The following is an 18,873-nucleotide window of genomic DNA, read 5'->3' as shown; positions in this document are numbered from 1 at the left end:
CCCCCTGGTCGACTGATCAGAACCGTCAGTCGATCCAGGGAAGCTCCCTGCCCACGGCCTCGGAGATATCCGTCAGGCCGTGGCGGCGGACCTGGTCGGCCAAGCCCAGGTGGATGTCCCGGATCCAGTCCGGGCCACCGTAGATGAAGGCCGAGTAGCCCTGCAGGAGCGTGGCACCGGCACCGATGCGCTCCCACGCCTGCTGCGGGGTCTCGATACCGCCCACGCCGATGAGCACGAGCTTGTCACCGGCCCGGCGGTAGATGCGCTGCAGCACTTCCAGGGCGCGGGCGGCCACCGGTGCGCCGGAGACACCACCGGCGCCGAGTTCACGCGCGCCGGGGGTTACCAGACCCTCCCTGCTGATCGTCGTGTTGGTGGCGATGAGCCCGGTGACCCGAAGTTCCACCGCGAGATCGGTCACCGCGTCCACATCCTCGTCGGAAAGGTCCGGGGCGATCTTCACGAACAGGGGTCGTGCGCTGACCTCACGGACCGCCTCGACGATCGGACGCAGCGATTCGACCGCCTGCAGGTCACGCAGGCCAGGGGTGTTGGGGGAGGAGACGTTGATGACCAGGTAGTCGGCGACCCCGTCGACGGCCTGTGCTGAGATGCGGTAGTCGTCGGCGGCCTCGTCAGCGGGGGTGACCTTGGTCTTGCCGAGATTCACCCCCAGCGGCTCCGGCTCGACACGGTCGCGCAGCCGCTCGGCGGCGGCCGCTGCTCCGTCGTTGTTGAAACCCATGCGGTTGAGCAGCGCCCGGTCCGCCTTGAGGCGGAACAGTCGGGGGGTGGGGTTGCCGGGCTGGCCGGCGGCGGTGACGGTGCCGACCTCGGCGGAGCCGAAGCCGAGCGGCCCCCAGATATCGGCTTCGGTGGCGTTCTTGTCGAAGCCGGCCGCCAGACCCAGCGGGCGCGGGAAGTGGAGCCCTGCGACGGTCTGGGCGAGCACCGGGTCATCGACGACGAGGCACCGGCGCAGCAGTTTCCGGATCACCGGGACCTGGGACGCCAGGGACAGCCACCGGTTCATCAGCACATGGATCCGCTCGGGATGGAGCCGGAACATGACCTTGAGGGAGGCGTCGTAGGCAACACCGCGCACGGCGCGGAACGAGGGGAGGGCAGACACGTCAGTGGTCCTTTTCTACGGATATTCTACGGGCGCTGGTTGCCGGTGGGCAGGTCAGCGGAATCGATGAGCTGGCGGGTGCCGTCGGCACCGATGAGCAGGAGGTCACCGTCAGGGTTGTCGGTGATCTGCCGGACATCGGCGACGGTGTCGACCCGACCGACCTCGACAGGGGTGCCGCTGGCGAGGTCGTAGGCGGTCAGCGCGTTGTCACCGGTGGTCGAGACCCACATGAGCTGACGCCCGGCGTCCCACAGCACCGCCCAGGGCGACGGGCCGGTGTGCACGGCCTGGGTATGCCGGACGACGTCGGTGAGGGTGTAGACCAGCGCCTGGTCGGTACGTGGGTCGGAGGCGACGAGCACGCCGTCCGGGGTCTGGCTGGCGGAGGCGGTACCCAGGCCCTGACCGACGCGCAGAGCGGCGTTGTACTGACGCTTGTCCATGTCGATGTCCGCCACCGAGGACTGCTCGACGTCGAGTACGGCGACGCGCCACTGGGCGGCACCGTCGTTGTCGGCGTTGCGGTCGTTGCCGACCGGCGTCATGCCCGAGGGGGTGGAACTGACACCCTCGGAGTTCTTCTTGTCACCCTCGGCGTCGTACCAGGTGACCTGGTCGGACCCCTCGGTCGTCACGGCGACCGTTCCGTCGGCGACCACGGCGGCACCGGTGACGGTGGATCCGATCTCGAGGGTGCGGGTCTCCTTGCCGTAGGCGTCGCGGACGCTGACGGTGTCGCCACAGGTGAGGATCACACCGTCAGGTGCGGAGACGACCCGGTCACAGTTGTCGTCGACGTCGACGGTGTCGGCACTGCCGTCGGCGACCTCGCTGAGAGTGCCGACCGCCAGCTCACCGTCGCCGAGGGCGGCCACGGCGTCGGTGCCCGCGGCGTCCTCCCCGAGACCGATCCGTGCGAGGTCGGTGACGGCATCGCCTCCGGTCACGTCGCCGACGGCATCGCCGCCGGTTCCGCCAGGGGAGACGTCGGGTGTCGCGGCGACGCCGACGACGGTCTCGCCGTCCCCGTCATCGGAATCTCCGCCGCAGCCGGCGAGGGTGAGGGTGGTCGCGAGAGCGATCACCGAGGTACAGACGGTCTTGTGGGACAGGCGCTTCACCCGTCTCACGCTACTACACCCTGTGCCGGTAACCTCTCCACACATGACCCAGACTCTTCTCTCCGCTTCCGAGACGGTGACCACGGACATGGGATGGTTGCAGGTTGTCGTCCTGTCGATCGTCCAGGGGCTCACCGAGTTCCTCCCGGTCTCCTCCTCAGGCCACCTCAGGATCGTCTCCGAACTCTTCTGGGGTGAGGACGCCGGTGCCTCCTTCACCGCCGTCGTCCAGCTCGGTACCGAGCTCGCCGTCCTCGTTTTCTTCGCCAAGGACATCTGGCTGATCCTCACAGCCTGGTTCGCCGGGGTGTTCGACCGGCAGAAGCGCGACAACCTCAACTACCGGATGGGCTGGATGATCATCGTCGGCACCATCCCGGTGGGTGTCCTCGGTTTCCTCTTCCAGGACATGATCCGGGACGCGCTGCGCAACCTGTGGATCACCGCGTCCGTCCTCATCCTGTTCTCCTTCGTGTTCATCTTCGCGGAGAAGGTCGGCACCAAGAAGCGTGGCTTCGACGAACTGACGATGAAGGACGCCGTGGTCATGGGCCTGGCCCAGTGCCTCTCGCTGATCCCCGGCGTCTCCCGGTCCGGTGGCACGGTCTCCGCCGGTCTGTTCCTCAACCTCGACCGCGAGGTCGCCACCCGGTTCTCCTTCCTGCTGGCGATTCCGGCGGTGCTCGCCTCCGGACTGTTCAGCCTGCCGGACGCCTTCAACCCGTCCTCCGGGCAGGCTGCCAGTGGGGTTCAGCTGTTCATCGGTACCGCCGTGGCCTTCATCGTCGGCTACATCGCCATCGCCTGGCTGCTGAAGTTCGTCGCCAACCACTCCTTCGCCTGGTTCGCGGCCTGGCGCATCCCCGTCGGCCTGCTGGTCATGCTTCTGCTGGGTCTCGGAGTGATGAGCGCATAGCACCGCGGGTAGTATCTGTGGCCATGCGTTCATGGCCTCTCCCTGAAGTCCCCACCCTGTCCGGGGACGGAGTTCCCCTGTCCCTGTACGACACCGCCGATGACGTGGTGCGGCCGGTCCGCACCGACTGGGCGTCGGGGGAGGTGGGGATCTATGTCTGCGGGATCACCCCCTATGACTCGACCCACCTCGGCCATGCGGCGACCTACGTGACTTTCGACCTCGTCCACCGCGCCCTGCTCGACAACGGACACCGGGTCCACTTCGTCGAGAACATCACCGATGTCGACGACCCGTTGTTCGAACGTGCCGAGCGTGACGGTGTGGACTGGCGCGATCTGGGCAGCTCCCAGATCGACCTCTTCCGGTCCGACATGGAGGCCCTGTCGGTCATCCCGCCGCGCGAGTACGTCGGAGCGATGGAGTCCGTCGACGAGGTCATCGACCTGGTCAACCGGCTGCTGGAGGTCGGCGCGGCGTACCGCCTCGACGGTGACGAGTTCCCGGACATCTACGTCGACCACACCTTCACCGAGCAGTTCGGCTACGAGTCCCGGTACACCGCCGACGAGATGGCGGAGTTCTTCGCCGAGCGCGGCGGCGACCCGGACCGGGCCGGCAAGAAGTATCCGCTCGACGCCCTCGTCTGGCGTGCCCACCGTGACGGCGAGCCCTCCTGGGACGCCCCCTTCGGCGCCGGTCGCCCCGGCTGGCACGTCGAGTGCTCGGCCATCGCCACCAACCGGCTCGGTACGTCCTTCGCCATCCAGGGCGGTGGCAGCGACCTGCGCTTCCCCCACCACGAATTCTCCGCCGCCCATGCCGAGGCCGCCCACGGCTGCGACCGGATGGCCGACCACTACGTCCACACCGGTATGATCGGCCTGGACGGGGTGAAGATGAGCAAGTCGCTAGGCAATCTCGTCTTCGTCTCGAAGCTCACCGCCGACGGCCATGACGCTTCCGCGGTCCGGCTGGGGCTCTACGAGCAGCACTACCGGTCCGACCGGAACTGGTCGGACGCGGTGCTCGCCCGGGCCGAGGACCGTCTCGCCAGGTGGCGGAGTGCCGCACAGACCGCGGCCTCCCGCCCGGCGTCCGCGGCGGCGCAGCTGGTCGCGGATGTCCGTGCCGCGCTGTCCGACGACCTCGACACACCGCGCGTCCTGAACCTCGTCGACGCCTGGTGCGCCCGGACCATCGATACCGCAACGTCCGCCCCCGGGGACTCCACCGCGGCTGTCCCTGCGGGAGGCGAGGACGCCGCGACCGTGCTGCGCACCGTCTGTGACGCACTGCTGGGGGTCCGTCTGTGAGCCGTTCCGCCGACCTCATCGCCGAGTTCCTGGACACGCTGAAGTCCCTGTCCACCGGCAGTTACCTGCGGGAGGAGGAGCGGGAGTTCTGGGAGCCCCCGTACCCGCCCGAAGTCGCGTCCGACGCCGCGGAGATCCTCCGCCGGCTGACCGCCGAGATCCGGCAGGAGCCGACGGAGATGTCGTTGGCGGTCATCTCCGCCTACGGTGCCCTGAGTGCCCTGAGTGAGCGTCACGGGGACGCGGTGTTCGAGGACGAGGAGCAGGCGGATTTCCGCGCCATCGTCTCCGAGCTGGCCTTCGAGCATGACCAGGACGCTGACGACGTCATCGACGACCTGGACCGGATCACCGAGCAGGACGACTAGAGCGGATTGATCATCAGCGCCTGGTTACAGGTGCCTACCGGGCCTTCCTCGTCGTAGAGGCGGGCCACGGTGAGTCCGACGCCGTCGGGACCGTAGTTGGCGTCCGCCACGATGCCGGTCCATTCCCCGCGCGGCAGCCGGTGCAGGTTGACGGTGATGTCGGTGTTCATGAAGTGCCACTCCCGGGGATTCAGGGTGGGGTTGGTGCCGTTGGCGGTGTCGGCGACACCCATCAGCCGGACCCAGGGGGAGTCCGGGACGCCCGCGACCACGGTCATCGGGCTACGCACCCAGGCCTGCCCCGGAGCCGAGTGGACTTCGAGGGTGTCGATGTAGCCGGAGGCCCACATACCGAGGAACGACGTCGGGTCCTCGGGATCGGAGACCTCGCACTCCTCGCGGGGAATGATCGGATCGGCCACGGCCTTCTCCACCGCGGTGGTGTCGACGTGGTGGACCCACCAACCGGTTCCACGGGCGACGTCGCGTCCTTCCGGATCGGTGATCACCGCCTCGATGAGGCAGATGCGGCGTCCCGGACGGATGATCCGGGCAGTGGTGTGCAGCAGACCCAGGGGAACGGCGCCGAGCAGGTCCACGCTGACGCGCACCAGGCGCCCGTCGGCCGGTGCGACAGACTCCAGCAGGTAGGTGACCAGTGCTGACGGGGGAGCGCCGTGCTGGAGGCCGGGGCCCCAGGGACTCTCGGTCTCCGGGGTGGCGGTGAAGTCGCGGTGCCGGGTGCCGTCGTCATCTCCGGTCACGTCGCCCGGAAGAAAATACCCTTGTGTGATGTCTGTCATAGACAGGCACTGTACCGGCAGTTCACCAGTCCGGAACGGTCGGGGCATGATGGGGAGTCATGAAGGCGATTCTCTGGGACATGGACGGCACGCTGGTCGACACCGAACCACGGTGGGGCGAGGCGACCTACGCGATGTGCGCGGAGATGGGCCGCGAGCTCACCCCGGAGGTCCGGGAGACCACCGTCGGCGGTATCGCGGAAAACACGGTACAGATCTGCGCCGACTGGGCGGGCCTCACGCTCGACGGGGAGTCACTGGCCCGGTGGGTGGACCGGCTCTACGCGATCGTCTCCGGACTCTTCTCCACCGATCTACCGTTCCGCCCCGGCATCCCGGAGCTGCTCACCGAGGGTAAGGGGATGCTGCCGATGATGGTGGTGACGAACACCTACCGGTCCCTCACTGACCAGGCGCTGCAGACGATCGGCGCGGACCACTTCGTCGGCTCGGTGTGCGGCGACGAGGTCACCCACGGCAAGCCGGACCCCGGGCCGTACCAGCTGGCCTGCCGACGCCTGGGTCTGGCACCGGACGACTGCCTGGTCGTGGAGGACTCGACCAACGGGATGCGCTCGGCGGTGGCGGCCGGGTGTCGCGTCCTCGGCGTCCCGTCCCCGGGGAATACCGTCCCCGAGGGTGCAGCGGACATCGCCGACCTGCGTCCGGGACAGGGGAACGATCTGGACGGCCTGACGGTCGCGGACCTGCTGGACATATGGGGTCGCATCACCGCTTCCACGGTTGATGTGCCACAATGAGTCCCGTGAAAAACTTCGACTCCCTGTTTGAGGAACTTGCCCAGCGTGCCGTCGACCGGCCTGAGGGCTCCGGCACCGTCAAGGCCCTGGACGGTGGACTGCATAACCTCGGCAAGAAAATCGCCGAGGAGGCGGGCGAGGTCTGGCTGGCCGCGGAGTACCAGTCCGACGACGAGCTCTCCGAGGAGATCTCCCAGCTCATCTACTGGCTGCAGGTCATCATGGTCAAGCGAGGCCTGACCCCCGCCGACGTCTACAAGTTCCTCTAGGAGTTCCGTCGTGAGTGCACCCGACGAGATGCTGCGCGTCGCCGTCCCCAACAAGGGTTCCCTGTCGGAGACGGCCACCGACATCCTCAACGAAGCCGGTTACCGGGGGCGTGGGGACACGAAGTCCCTCACCGTCCGCGACGAGGCCAACGGCGTGGAGTTCTACTTCCTGCGCCCCAAGGACATCGCCATCTACGTGGCCAGCGGTCACCTGGACATGGGTATCACCGGACGCGATCTGGCCGCGGACACCCGCGAGGAGACCGAGGAACTCATGGAGCTCGGCTTCGGTTCCTCGACCTTCCGTTACGCCGCCCCGGCGGGGGAGAACTGGACCGTCGACGACCTCGACGGCAAACGCATCGCGACCTCCTACCCGAATCTGGTGCGTCGCGACCTGGAGCAGCGTGGTCTGGACGCCAAGGTCGTCCGTCTCGACGGTGCGGTGGAGATCTCGATCCGTCTCGGTGTGGCGGACGCCATCGCCGATGTCGTCTCCACCGGCCGTACCCTGCGTCAGCAGGGGCTGGAACCGTTCGGTGAGCCGCTGATCTCCTCCACCGCCGTCGTGGTGGGGCGTCGCGGTGCCGATGTCGACGAGCGGCAGAGCGTCTTCCTCAAGCGACTCGAGGGCATCCTCCACGCCCGCAACTACGTCATGATCGAATACAACTGCCCCCGAAACATTCTCGAGCAGGTATCGTCGATCACGCCGGGCCTGTCCGGCCCCACCGTGTCGCCGCTGGCGCATGAGGACTGGGCGGCCGTCCGCGCGATGGTTCCGCGGAAGGACGCCAACTCCCTCATGGACAAGCTCTCGGCACTGGGGGCCAAGGCCATCCTGGCCAGCGACATCCGCATCGCCAGGATCTGACCTCACCCACCCACCCGTCGTCTCCAGGCCCGGCGTTGATCCGAAAGGTCATGCAGTCCCGTGTCAGACTCCCAGAACGATCCCCAGGCCGACCCGAGCAACGATCCGCACGCCATGCCGACCGGGCGGACCTACCGTCCGGTGACGTTGTCGACGGACATCATCACCTCCGCGGAGTCCATCTCCCGCCAGGCACATTCCGCGGACTCCTTCCGTACCGAGGAGGATCTCCTCGGCACGATGGAGGTTCCGGCAGACGCCTACTACGGCATCCACGCGCTGCGGGCGGTCGACAACTTCCAGATCTCGCGGACGACCCTGAACCAGCTGCCGGAGTTCATCCGCGGCATGGTGCAGGTGAAGAAGGCCGCGGCGTTGGCGAACCGGCGGCTGCACACCCTGCCGGGAGACAAGGCCGACGCGATCGTCTGGGCCTGTGACCAGATCCTCGACAGTCACCGGTGCATGGACCAGTTCCCGATCGACGTCTACCAGGGTGGCGCGGGTACCTCGACGAACATGAACGTCAATGAGGTGGTGGCCAACCTCGCCCTGGAATACCTGGGGGAGGAGAAGGGCAGGTATGACGTCATCAATCCCAATGACGACGTCAACATGAGCCAGTCCACGAATGACGCCTACCCGACGGGATTCCGTCTGGGCATCCACACCGCGTTCCAGGAGCTCATCAAGCACCTGGGAGCGCTGGAGCGGTCCTTCGCCGCCAAAGGCGACGAGTTCCGGGACATCATCACGATGGGTCGCACCCAGCTGCAGGACGCGGTGCCGATGAGCCTCGGCGAGGAGTTCACCGCCTTCGCCCGCAACCTGGCTGAGGAGCAGGCGCAGCTCGACCGGGCGGCCAATTTCATGCTCGAGGTCAACCTCGGAGGAACGGCGATCGGGACCGGGGTCAACGCCCCGGCCGGCTACCAGGCACAGGTCACCTCGGCACTGTCGGAGGTGACGGGGCTGGAGATCAAGCCGGCCCGGGATCTGCTGGAGGCCACCAGTGACACGGGTGCCTACGTCAACGCGTCCTCGGTGGTCAAGCGTGCGGCGATGAAGCTGTCGAAGATCTGCAACGACCTGCGACTGCTGTCTTCGGGCCCGCGGGCCGGGCTCAACGAGATCAACCTGCCGGAGCGTCAGGCCGGTTCGTCGATCATGCCGGCGAAGGTCAACCCGGTGATCCCGGAGGTCGTCAACCAGATCTGCTTCAAGGTCTTCGGCAATGACGTGACGATCTCGATGGCGGCGGAGGCCGGTCAGCTCCAGCTCAATGTCATGGAGCCGGTGATCTCGCAGTCCCTGTTCGAGTCGATCCGACTGCTGGCCCGGGCCTGCACCACGCTGCGCACCCTCTGCGTGGTGGACATCACCGCGAACCCGGAAGTCTGCCGCCGTTACGTCGACAACTCCATCGGTATCGTCACCTACCTCAACCCGCTCATCGGCCACCACAACGGTGACCTGGTGGGTAAGGAGTGTGCCCGGACCGGCAAGTCGGTGCCCGAGGTCGTCCTCGAGATGGAACTGCTGGACAAGGAGACCCTCGACAAGGTGCTGAGCACCGAGAACCTGCTGCACCCGGTGTGGCGCGGGGAGCTTTTCCTGGACTCGTAGGGTTCGGGTCACGGGCCTACACTGAGGCCATGGCTCTTCCTGACGCGGTCACTCTCGCCCACCGCTCCGCGCTGCGTTCCATCGCCCGGGTGGTCGAGGAGACCGGGACGCACGCTGATCCGGATGTCGCGCTGCACTCAGTGGCGTCCCAGCTCAGCAGGGGAGGCGTCCTCGTGATCACCGGAGCCGGAGTCTCCACGGATTCCGGCATCCCGGACTACCGGGGGCCGCACGGCTCACTCGGACGGCACCGGCCGATGACCTACCAGGAATTCCGGCATGATCCGGCGGCCTCGCACCGGTACTGGGCACGGTCCTTCGTCGGCTGGCGGGAGATGGCGACGGCCCGGCCGAATGCGACGCACTACGCCATCGCCGAACTCGAGGACACCGGCCTGGTCGATGGCGTCATCACCCAGAACGTCGACGGTCTGCATGCCGCCGCGGGGTCGCGAAACCTGCTGACCCTGCACGGCGACCTGGCCCGCGTGATCTGTCTCGAGTGCGGGCACACCGAAGAGCGACAGTCCTTCGACGCCCGGCTGGAAGCGGCCAACCCCGGCTACCTGGAGGAGATCCGGCCGGATCCCACGCAGGTCAACCCGGACGGTGACGTGACGCTGGATGATGCCCACGTCGCGAAGTTCCGGATGGTCGGCTGTGAGGTCTGCGGTTCGGTGCTGCTGAAGCCGGACGTCGTCTACTTCGGGGAACCGGTGCCTGTCGCACGGCGTGAGCGGGCGGCCCAGATGGTGGAGGAGGCGTCCTCGGTGCTGGTGGTCGGCTCCTCGCTGGCGGTGATGAGCGGCTACCGGCTGGTACTGGACGCGCAGCAGCAGGGCAAGCAGGTCAGTGTCATCAACGGCGGTCCGGGGCGGGCAGATGCGAAGGTCGACGTCCTGTGGCGGGTGTCGGTCGCCCCGGCGTTCCTGGATCTGCTCGATGAACTTGATCTGGAGTGAGCTGGCATTTCACGCGGCAAGAATGTCGGGCGCGATCTGTGCCTGCACGCGGTCCGGCTCGGAGAGCATCCGCCATGCCGGATGAAGCTGGTCGAGGTACGAAACCACATCGCAATGCGACCTCGATCTGACCCCGTGAAGCCCTCCCGCTCGACGCACGGGTCATCGATGCAGGCGAGCAGAGCCGCTGCATCGAACAGATGGCGGTCACGGTCCCGGGAATCCGTGATATACGCGGCGGCTTTCAGGATCAGCGCTCCGAAGGGGCGGGGGACAGAGACTGTGCTCAGTTCCTCACCCTCAATCTGCAGTCGGGCATTCACCGTCCGACGAAGTGCCTGTGTACCACCCTCCGTTCTCACCATGTCGCGTCCCCGAAGCTTCTCCACGACCCGCGCAGCCGCATGGTCGGCAATCACCACGTCAGCCTGCTCCTCCTGACAATCGGCGACGACGTCGACAGCGGTCACGCCTCGCACGAAACGGTGGGCGGTGTTGTTCCCGGGATCGATACTGTGCTGAAGGTGGTGGCCCAGGCCTTCCAGGGCAGTCCCAGGGCCGGGTCCTCCTGCCGACCGATTCGCGAGCACGCGCGATCGCCGAAATGGTGACGCGTGACCCGGGCCGCCGTATCCCACTCAAGGACCTCACCGAGAAGCCCGGGGGAAATGAAAGAACGGTGCACAGGAAGTTCCAGGAAGAAACCGGAAAGAGCTACCGAGAACGGCTCACCGAAGTGCGACTCACCGCAGCTCTCCCACTGCTCGATGGGAAACTACCACTGACAGATGTCTGCACCGCCGTCGGGTATACAAGCACCACCGGATTCATCTCGGCATTCCGAAAGCGGTTCGGGCAGACTCCTGGTGAGTACCGCGTGCAGACCCGAGTGACCGGGTTCCAAAGCTAATTGAGGTAGCTCGTCGAACTTGCGACCTGTCTCTTCACGCGAACTCGGGCGGCACTCCCGGATATTCCGGCGGGGTGCCGTTGAAGGCGGGGCAGATCTTCTGGAAGGAACACCAGCCGCACAGCTTCGAGGTCTTCGGCGCGAAGCTACCGGACCGGGCGTCGGTGCCCACAGCGTCCCAGATACGGCCGAGGTCCTTCTCCACGTAGTTGAGCTCTGCCGGGGTCGGTGAGAGCACCATGTCGTCCCGGACCTTGAGGTACATCAACCGCAGCTGCTCGGGGATGTGGTCGTAGAGCCGCCACCACACCAGGGCGTAGAACCGCATCTGGAACATCGCCTGACCGGCGAACCGGGGGATCGGCTTCTTCCCGGTCTTGTAGTCGACAACACGGACTTCGCCGGTGGGGGCGACATCCACGCGGTCGATGAAGCCGCGCACCGGCACCCCGTTCGGCAGGGTGAGGTCGACGAACTTCTCCATCGAGTCCGCGTCGAAGGCTTCCGGGTTCTCCATGAGGAAGTAGCCCTTGACCAGGTCACGGGAGGCGACGAGGAAGTCCATGTAGTCGGACTCCGGCACCAGCTCATCCAGCAGCGGGTCCTTCGCCGTCATCGCCGCCCAGTGCGGCTTGAGCATCTTCACCGCCGCCGGGTAGGTGCGCTCCGCGCGCGGGAGACCGTGCAGTTCCTCCAGGACCGCATGGACCAGCGTCCCCTTGACCTGGGCGACGGTGCTGGGCTCGGGCAGTCGGTCGATCGCCCGGAAGCGGTAGAGCAGCGGGCACTGGTTGTAGTCTCCGACGCGGGAGGGGGACAGGGCGAGCGGGCGACGCTTCGCGGGAGCGGGTAAAGCAGACTCAGAAGTCACAGGCGGGACAGCATCTTTCCGGGGTTGAGGATACCCGTCGGGTCGACGGCGTTCTTGATCTCACGGTGCAGGTGGCGGTTGCCTTCGTCGAGCTCCTTGGCCAGCCACTCCGCCTTCAGCGCACCCACGCCGTGCTCACCGGTGATCGTGCCGCCGAGCTCCAGGCCCAGCTCCATGATCCGGTAGAAGGCGTCGTAACCGGCGGTGACGGATGCCGGGTCGTCGTTGTCGAAGAAGACCGAGGGGTGGGTGTTGCCGTCACCGGCGTGGGCGATGACGGCGACCCGGATCCCGGTCGCCTCACCGATGCGGGTGATCCCGTCGCAGAACTCCGCCAGCCTGTCACGGGGAACGCACACGTCATCGAGCATCTGCCCGCCACCGTGGGACTGCGCATAGTGCTCGAAGGCTGTCTGGGCGGAACGTCGGGCGGCCACCAGCATCTCGGAGTCGTCCGGGTTGTCGGCGAAGGCGACATCGACAGCACCGTGTTCCTGCGCGATGTCGGCGAAGGCCTCGGCGTCCGCGGACGCGGTAGTGGAATCGGACTGCATGATGAGGACCGCACCGACCGAGGCATCAAGACCGAAATCCGTCATGTCCTGGACCATGCCGACGGTCGTACCGTCCATCATCTCCAACAGGGACGGTGTGGCTCCGGTGCGCATGTACGCGGAGACGGCGGACGCGGCGGCGGTGACCGAGGGGAAGGTCGCCAGGGCGCTCAGCGGATCGGGACCCAGCGGCACGAGCTTGAGGGTCGCTTCGACGATGACGCCGAGGTTTCCCTCCGAACCGGTGAACAGTGAGGTGAGATCCAGGCCGGCGACGCCCTTGACGGTGCGGTGACCGAGGCGCGTCAGGGTTCCGTCGGCGAGGACGACCTTGATCTCACGGACGTACTCGCGTGTCACCCCGTACTTTACGCAGCACATGCCGCCGGCGTTCGTGGCGATGTTCCCGCCGATCGAGCACATCGCGTAGGAACCCGGGTCCGGCGGGTAGGCCAGGCCCTTCGTCTTCAGCGCGTCCTTGAGGTCCTTGTTGATGATGCCGGGTTCGACGGTGACGGTCTTGTTCTCCTCGTCGACCTCGAGGATCCGGTCCATGTTCCGCACCGACAGCAGTATGCAGCCGTCCACGGCGCAGGCGCCACCTGAGAGTCCCGAGCGCGCACCCTGGGGGACCACGGGGATCCCGTGGGCGTGGGCGAAACGCATGGTCGCGACGACATCGTCGACCGAGTGCGCGCGGACAAGGGCCAGGGCGCTGCCGTCGGCACGGTACACCGATTCATCGGAGGAGAAGGTCTCCAGGATGTCCGGGTCGGTGGAGAGCGGACCGGTCAGCTGGTCGGCGAGAGTGGCGAGGTCAGACATAGTGCAGCATTTTACCGGGGCTCAGGATGCCGGTGGGGTCCACCGCATCCTTGATGACGCGGTGCAGGTGGCGGTTGCCCTCGTCGAGTTCCCTGGCCAGCCACTCCGCCTTGAGGACGCCGACCCCGTGCTCACCGGTGATCGTGCCGCCCAGGGCCAGCCCCAGTGCCATGATCCGGTCGAAGGCCCCGGTAGCCGCTGCCCGGGAGGCGGCGTCCTGCTGGTCATAGAAGACGGAGGGATGGACGTTGCCGTCGCCGGCGTGGGCGACCAGCGCGATCATCGTCCCGGTCTCCTCGCGGATCGCCTCGACCCCGGAACAGAACTCGGCGAGGTGGGAGCGGGGGACGCAGACATCGTCGATGAGCTGCCCACCGCCGTGGGCGCGGGCGTAGTGCTCATTGCCGGGCTGGACGGAGCGGCGGGCGGCGACAAGCATCTCGGAGTCCAGGGCATTGTCGGCGAAAGCGACGTCGACGGCTCCGTGGTCCCGGGAGATCGCGGCGAAGGCCTCGGTGTCCTCCGCTGCAGTGGTCGAGTCGGACTGCATGATGAGGACTGCTCCGACCGAGTCGTCCATGCCGAAGTCGCCGATGGCGTTGATGAAGCCGATGGAAATGCCGTCCATCATCTCCAGCATCGACGGAGTGGCCCCGGTGGCCGTGTAGGCGGCAACGGCTTCGGTGGCGGTACGCACGTCGGGGAAGGTCGCCAGGGCACTCAGCGGGTCTGTGCCCAGCGGCACGAGCTTGAGTGTGGCCTCGACGATGACGCCGAGGGTGCCCTCTGAGCCGGTGAACAGGGCGGTGAGGTCCAGGCCGGCCACCCCCTTCACGGTCCGGTGGCCGAGCCGGGTAACGGTCCCGTCGGCGAGGACGACGGTGATCTCACGGACGTACTCGCGGGTCACGCCGTACTTCACACAGCACATACCGCCGGCGTTCGTGGCGATGTTCCCGCCGATCGAGCACATCGCCACCGAACCGGGGTCCGGAGGATAGGCCAGCCCGTAAGGCCGCAGCGCGTTCTTCAGGTCCAGATTGATGATGCCGGGTTCGACGGTGACGGTCTTGTTCTCCTCGTCCACGGAGATGATCCGGTCCATGGCCCTGACAGACAGCAGGATGCACCCGTCGACGGCGCAGGCACCACCGGACAGTCCGGAGCGCGCGCCCTGCGGGATCACGGGGATGCCGTGGGCGTAGGCGAAGCTCATCGTGGCGACCACGTCGTCGACGCAGGACGCCCGGACCAGGGCGAGGGCGGCTCCGTCGGGCCGGTGCTCGGACTCGTCGAGAGAGTGGGTGGCCAGGACATCCGGGTCGGTGGTCAGCGAACCGGTGAGTTGTGCGGCGAGGGTGTCAAGCATGGCAGCGGCGTCGGTCACAGGTGCTCCAGCATCTTTCCGGGATTGAGGATGCCGGTGGGGTCCACGGCGTCCTTGATTGAACGGTGCAGGCGACGGTTGCCCTCGTCGAGTTCCCTGGCCAGCCATTCCGACTTCAGGTTACCCACACCGTGTTCACCGGTGATCGTGCCGCCGAGTTCGAGTCCCAGCGCCATGATCTGGTCGAAGGCGTCCCTGGCACGGGCGACAGAGGCCTCGTCGGCGGTGTCGAAGAAGACCGACGGGTGCATGTTGCCGTCGCCGGCGTGGGCGATCACGGCGACCATCGCACCGGTGGACGCGCTGATGGCGTCCACCCGGTCGCAGAACTCCGCCATGGCCGAGCGCGGGATGCAGACGTCGTCGAGCAGCTGTCCGCCACCGTGCGCCCGGGCGTAGTGCTCCCAGGCCGGCTGGGCGGACCGGCGGGCGGCGACAAGCATCTCGGAGTCCCGGGCATTGTCGGCGAAGGCGACGTCGTGGGCACCGTTGTCGGTCGCCACTGTGGCAAAGGCCTCGGTATCCGCAGCAGCGGTGGTGGAGTCCGACTGCATGATGAGCACTGCACCGACCGACTCGTCGAGACCGAAGTCCCCGAGGGCGTTGATCATGCCGATGGTCTTCGCATCCATCATCTCCAGCAGGGAAGGGGTCGCACCCGTGGCCATGTACGCCGCCACGGTCTGCACTGCAGCCCTGACTGTGGAGAAGGTCGCGAGGGCAGAGAGCGGATCCGGGCCCAGTGGAACGAGCTTGAGGGTGGCTTCGACGATGACGCCGAGGGTGCCTTCAGAGCCGGTGAACAGCCCTGCCAGGTCGAGCCCGGCGACACCCTTGACGGTGCGGTGCCCGAGCCGGGTCAGCGTCCCGTCGGCGAGCACGACCTTCAGTTTGCGGACGTACTCACGGGTCACGCCGTACTTCACGCAGCACATGCCACCGGCATTGGTCGCGATGTTCCCGCCGATCGAACACATCGCCACCGAACCGGGGTCCGGCGGGTAGGCCAGCCCGTAGGGGCGCAGCGCATTCTTCAGGTCCAGGTTGATGATCCCGGGTTCGACGGTGACCGTCTTGTTCTCCTCGTCCACCGCAAGAATCCGGTCCATGGACTTGACCGACAGGAGAATGCAGCCGTCCACCGCATTCGCCCCGCCCGAGATACCCGAGCGTGCGCCCTGGGGCACCACCGGGATACCGTGGGCGTAGGCGACACGCATCGTGGCGACCACATCGTCGACCGAATGCGCCCGGACCAGGGCGAGCGGCGTCCCGTCCGGGGAGTAGAGGGACTCGTCGCGGGAGAAGGTGGCGAGGATGTCAGGGTCCGTGATCAGAGACCCGGTGAGGAGGGAACCCAGCTCAGCATCGAGGTCGGCGTCAACAGTGTCAACAGTGCTCATACACCTGACTGTAGTCCGCGGCTGAACAGGCTTTTACAGCGGCAGCCCGGCGCGTCGACGCCCCTCGCGCACCACCTGACTGACCACCGTGAGCAGCAGCATGTAGCCGGCGATGACGTAGACCGTGGAGATGCCCAGGGTCTCGAAAACCACGGCACCGCCCACCGCACCGACCGCCAGGCCCAGCCACAGCAGCAGATGGGAGATCCAGCGGATATGCTCGCCGCCGAAGAAGGCGTCCACCAGTCGCTGGCCCATCTTCACCAGTGTGCCGGTCATGTAGGTCAGCGGGACCGCAACCTCCCCGTCGCGTTCGAAGACGCTGTTGAGGGCACCGATGCCGACGGAGAGCACCAGCATGGCCGCACGCTCGGCGTCGAGGGCGACAAGCAGTGCGGAAAGGCCGAAGAGGAGGGTGACGGTGACCATCACCGCCTCCCGCCCCCGGGTCAGCTCCCACCGGTTCCGCGCGAGTCGGTGGACCAGCGCACCGAGGATCACGCCGCCGAGGAACAGTCCGAGGCAGCTGCCTGCGAGAACGGCGAGGCTTCCGTCGCCCTCGACCGCGGCGGTGGCGAAGCGGGTGGTGTTTCCGGACATGAAGGACAGGAAGACGCCACCGAGGTAGAGGAAGCCGACGGAGTCGACGAACCCTGCGAGAACGGTGAGGGCGACAGCGAGCAGCTGTTCACCACGTCGGTAGGTGTGCACGCGTCCACGCTACCGTGGGGGCATGTCCACCACTCCGAACAGACTCGCTGACTCAACCTCCCCGTACCTGCGCCAGCACGCCGACAACCCTGTCGACTGGTGGCCGTGGGGTCCGGAGGCGTTCGCTGAGGCTCGCCGCCGGGATGTCCCTGTCTTCCTGTCGATCGGTTACGCCACCTGCCACTGGTGCCATGTCATGGCGCGGGAGAGTTTCTCCGATCCGGACATCGCCGCACAGATCAACGCCGGTTTCGTGACGGTGAAGGTCGACCGGGAGCAGCATCCGGGCGTCGACGCCGTCTACATGCAGGCCACCCAGGCCCTCACCGGGCAGGGTGGTTGGCCGATGACGGTGGTCACCGACGCCGACGGCCGGCCGTTCTTCGCCGGCACCTACTTCCGGCCCGACCAGCTCACGCAGTTGCTCGCGGCACTCGTGCGCACCTGGCGGGAGGACCGGGCGCAGGTGGACGCCGTGGCCGGCAAGCTCACCCACACCCTGGCAGCGGCGTCAGAGGAGGGAGGGTCGGCGTCCTGGCACGCCGACGAGGACACCGAGGCACTCCCGGCACGGATCGTCGCCGCCGGTGCCGGAGTGGTCGAGGGTGCACCGACGTTCCCGCCGTCGGCCGCGCTGCTGGGACTGGTGCGCTACGCCGAGCAGGAGGGCGCGCAGAACACCCCGGTGAAGGACGCTGCCCTCGACCGGGTGGAATCGACCCTCCACGACATGGTCCGCGGTGGCCTGTTCGACCAGCTCGGCGGCGGGTTCCACCGCTACTGTGTGGACGCCACGTGGACCGTCCCGCACTTCGAGAAGACCCTCTACGACAATGCGCTGCTGGTGCGCGCAATGTCGGCGTACCTGGCGCACCGTCCCGAGGATGAGCTGGTCCGGCGTGCGGCAGAGCTGACCTGTGCATTCCTGACCGCGGACATGCGGACCGGAACCGGCGCTCTCTTCGTCAGCAGTCTGGACGCCGACGCCGACGGCGTGGAGGGGCTGACCTACACCTGGACACCGTCGGAGATCGCCGCGGTTGTCGGACAGGACGCCGATTCCGTCTCCACCGCCTATGGAGTGTCCCCCGCGGGCCAGCTCGACGGCCGGTCCGTGCTCACCCTGAGAGGAGACGCCCCGGACGATCAGGTCCGTCAGGCCCTGCTGGCAGCGAGGGCGCAGCGTACTCAGCCGGGCATCGACGACAAGGTCATCACCGCCTGGAACGCCATGGCAGCCGTCGCACTGACGGAAGCCGGGGATCCGGAGGGGCCGCGTGCCACGGCCGCGCTCCGGGAGCAGGCGGTACTCACCAATGACGAGGGCACTGTCCTCGACGTCACCCGCTGTCCCGGTGCCCCGGGCACGCTCGAGGACTGCGCCTGGCTGCTGCTGGCCACGGTGCGTGCCTGGGAACACGGCGAGGACCTCGTCAGCGAGGTCAGTGAGCTGGTCAGCTACACCCAGCTCGTCTTCTCCCGCGATCGCGGGACCTGGTACGACGACGCCGAGGCCGTGGCGGGCACCGGGGTGCGTCCCCGCGAGCCCTATGACGGGGCGACACCGGCGGCAGTCGGGGTGTTCGCCGAGGCCCTGACCTACGCAGGACGCCTGGCGCAGTCTGCCGCGGATCCGGATCTCCACGAGTTGGGGAACCGCTGGCTCGTCGAGGCCCGTCGTATCCTCGACGCCCATGCCGAGACCGTGGAACGTCATCTCGCGGGTGCCGGTGGCTGGTTGTGCTCCCTGGAGGCGCATCTCGCCGGGCCGGTGACCGCGGTGACGAGGGGAGCGTCCACTGAGCAGCTCGTCTCCCTCCGTGCGGACCTGGGCACCTCCGCGCTGATCCTGCGCGTCGAGGACGGGGCCGGGATCATCGGGACGCTGCCTGACGGGGACGGTCCGGTGGTCCAGATCTGCCGCGCCGGAGTCTGTGGCGTGGCGCAGCAGCTGGGGGAGTGACGGATATACACCCGGGAAATCACGGCTGGTCCCGGTGACAGCGGTGAGCCTGGTCCACGGCGTCCCGTCGCAACCCGAATCTGCCGTCCCTGTCC

General features: G+C 67.3%; 18 protein-coding genes. 10 read left to right on the top strand and 8 right to left on the bottom strand.

All coding sequences use genetic code 11. The features are described from left to right. Positions 1 to 25 precede the first annotated feature (25 nt). Complete coding sequence (locus tag Q0A27_RS04170; protein ID WP_291473808.1) at positions 26 to 1,135, bottom strand: quinone-dependent dihydroorotate dehydrogenase; 1,110 nt, start codon at positions 1,133 to 1,135, stop codon at positions 26 to 28. Positions 1,136 to 1,161: 26 nt separating this feature from the next. After that, complete coding sequence (locus Q0A27_RS04165) at positions 1,162 to 2,259, bottom strand: hypothetical protein (RefSeq protein ID WP_291473807.1); 1,098 nt, start codon at positions 2,257 to 2,259, stop codon at positions 1,162 to 1,164. Between the two features lie 88 nt (positions 2,260 to 2,347). On the opposite strand from Q0A27_RS04165, the gene Q0A27_RS04160 reads away from it, so the two are divergent. From Q0A27_RS04160 to Q0A27_RS04150, 3 genes are read left to right on the top strand one after another with little or no spacing between them, the layout of a single operon-like run. Continuing rightward, positions 2,348 to 3,175, top strand: coding sequence for an undecaprenyl-diphosphate phosphatase (locus Q0A27_RS04160; protein ID WP_291473891.1), 828 nt, complete (start codon positions 2,348 to 2,350; stop codon positions 3,173 to 3,175). A gap of 23 nt (positions 3,176 to 3,198) precedes the next feature. After that, positions 3,199 to 4,491, top strand: coding sequence for a cysteine--1-D-myo-inosityl 2-amino-2-deoxy-alpha-D-glucopyranoside ligase (mshC, locus tag Q0A27_RS04155; RefSeq protein ID WP_291473806.1), 1,293 nt, complete (start codon positions 3,199 to 3,201; stop codon positions 4,489 to 4,491). Continuing rightward, positions 4,488 to 4,859 carry a hypothetical protein gene (locus Q0A27_RS04150; RefSeq protein WP_291473805.1) on the top strand — a complete coding sequence of 124 codons (372 nt, stop codon included), beginning with the start codon at positions 4,488 to 4,490 and terminating at the stop codon, positions 4,857 to 4,859. Before mshC ends, Q0A27_RS04150 begins: the two co-directional genes overlap by 4 nt. Here the strand turns inward: Q0A27_RS04150 and Q0A27_RS04145 are convergent. Continuing rightward, positions 4,856 to 5,662, bottom strand: coding sequence for a thioesterase family protein (locus Q0A27_RS04145; RefSeq protein WP_291473804.1), 807 nt, complete (start codon positions 5,660 to 5,662; stop codon positions 4,856 to 4,858). The genes Q0A27_RS04150 and Q0A27_RS04145 overlap by 4 nt on opposite strands. Before the next feature lie 59 nt (positions 5,663 to 5,721). Here Q0A27_RS04145 and Q0A27_RS04140 point away from each other — a divergent pair, with 59 nt between their 5' ends. The 6 genes from Q0A27_RS04140 to Q0A27_RS15015 all read left to right on the top strand — a co-directional run bounded on the left by Q0A27_RS04140 (position 5,722) and on the right by Q0A27_RS15015 (position 11,064). Then, complete coding sequence (locus tag Q0A27_RS04140; protein WP_291473803.1) at positions 5,722 to 6,423, top strand: HAD family phosphatase; 702 nt, start codon at positions 5,722 to 5,724, stop codon at positions 6,421 to 6,423. Positions 6,424 to 6,428: 5 nt separating this feature from the next. Continuing rightward, positions 6,429 to 6,692, top strand: a complete 264-nt coding sequence (locus tag Q0A27_RS04135; protein ID WP_014009953.1) for a phosphoribosyl-ATP diphosphatase — start codon at positions 6,429 to 6,431, stop codon at positions 6,690 to 6,692. 28 nt (positions 6,693 to 6,720) lie between these two features. After that, on the top strand, positions 6,721 to 7,566 hold the full coding sequence (hisG, locus tag Q0A27_RS04130) for an ATP phosphoribosyltransferase (RefSeq protein ID WP_291473890.1): 846 nt from the start codon (positions 6,721 to 6,723) through the stop codon (positions 7,564 to 7,566). Positions 7,567 to 7,680: 114 nt separating this feature from the next. Beyond that, positions 7,681 to 9,192, top strand: a complete 1,512-nt coding sequence (gene aspA / locus Q0A27_RS04125) for an aspartate ammonia-lyase (protein WP_291473889.1) — start codon at positions 7,681 to 7,683, stop codon at positions 9,190 to 9,192. Between the two features lie 29 nt (positions 9,193 to 9,221). Continuing rightward, a complete protein-coding gene (locus Q0A27_RS04120; protein ID WP_291473802.1) occupies positions 9,222 to 10,154 on the top strand; it encodes a Sir2 family NAD-dependent protein deacetylase in 933 nt (310 codons plus the stop codon). Between the two features lie 604 nt (positions 10,155 to 10,758). Then, positions 10,759 to 11,064: a helix-turn-helix transcriptional regulator gene (locus Q0A27_RS15015; protein WP_367273305.1), complete on the top strand. Its 306-nt coding sequence runs from the start codon at positions 10,759 to 10,761 to the stop codon at positions 11,062 to 11,064. Positions 11,065 to 11,098: 34 nt separating this feature from the next. Here Q0A27_RS15015 and Q0A27_RS04115 read toward each other — a convergent pair whose 3' ends face one another. The 5 genes from Q0A27_RS04115 to Q0A27_RS04095 are packed head-to-tail and all read right to left on the bottom strand — an operon-like array spanning position 11,099 to position 16,815. Then, positions 11,099 to 11,935 carry a RecB family exonuclease gene (locus tag Q0A27_RS04115; RefSeq protein WP_291473801.1) on the bottom strand — a complete coding sequence of 279 codons (837 nt, stop codon included), beginning with the start codon at positions 11,933 to 11,935 and terminating at the stop codon, positions 11,099 to 11,101. Beyond that, entirely contained in the window at positions 11,932 to 13,314 is a 1,383-nt protein-coding gene (locus Q0A27_RS04110) for an FAD-linked oxidase C-terminal domain-containing protein (RefSeq protein ID WP_291473800.1), read from the bottom strand. Before Q0A27_RS04110 ends, Q0A27_RS04115 begins: the two co-directional genes overlap by 4 nt. Next, entirely contained in the window at positions 13,307 to 14,683 is a 1,377-nt protein-coding gene (locus Q0A27_RS04105; RefSeq protein WP_291473888.1) for an FAD-linked oxidase C-terminal domain-containing protein, read from the bottom strand. Before Q0A27_RS04105 ends, Q0A27_RS04110 begins: the two co-directional genes overlap by 8 nt. Before the next feature lie 14 nt (positions 14,684 to 14,697). Then, positions 14,698 to 16,104, bottom strand: coding sequence for an FAD-linked oxidase C-terminal domain-containing protein (locus tag Q0A27_RS04100; protein ID WP_291473799.1), 1,407 nt, complete (start codon positions 16,102 to 16,104; stop codon positions 14,698 to 14,700). A 33-nt stretch (positions 16,105 to 16,137) separates the two neighbouring features. Further along, a complete protein-coding gene (locus Q0A27_RS04095) occupies positions 16,138 to 16,815 on the bottom strand; it encodes a YoaK family protein (RefSeq protein ID WP_291473798.1) in 678 nt (225 codons plus the stop codon). Positions 16,816 to 16,837: 22 nt separating this feature from the next. On the opposite strand from Q0A27_RS04095, the gene Q0A27_RS04090 reads away from it, so the two are divergent. Beyond that, positions 16,838 to 18,778, top strand: a complete 1,941-nt coding sequence (locus Q0A27_RS04090; protein ID WP_291473797.1) for a thioredoxin domain-containing protein — start codon at positions 16,838 to 16,840, stop codon at positions 18,776 to 18,778. Positions 18,779 to 18,873: the final 95 nt, after the last annotated feature.

The sequence above is a fragment of the Corynebacterium sp. genome (assembly GCF_022712275.1).
Classification (GTDB): domain Bacteria; phylum Actinomycetota; class Actinomycetes; order Mycobacteriales; family Mycobacteriaceae; genus Corynebacterium.
The sequence above is the reverse complement of the archived record's forward strand: the minus strand, read 5'-3'. Positions and strand labels throughout refer to the sequence as shown.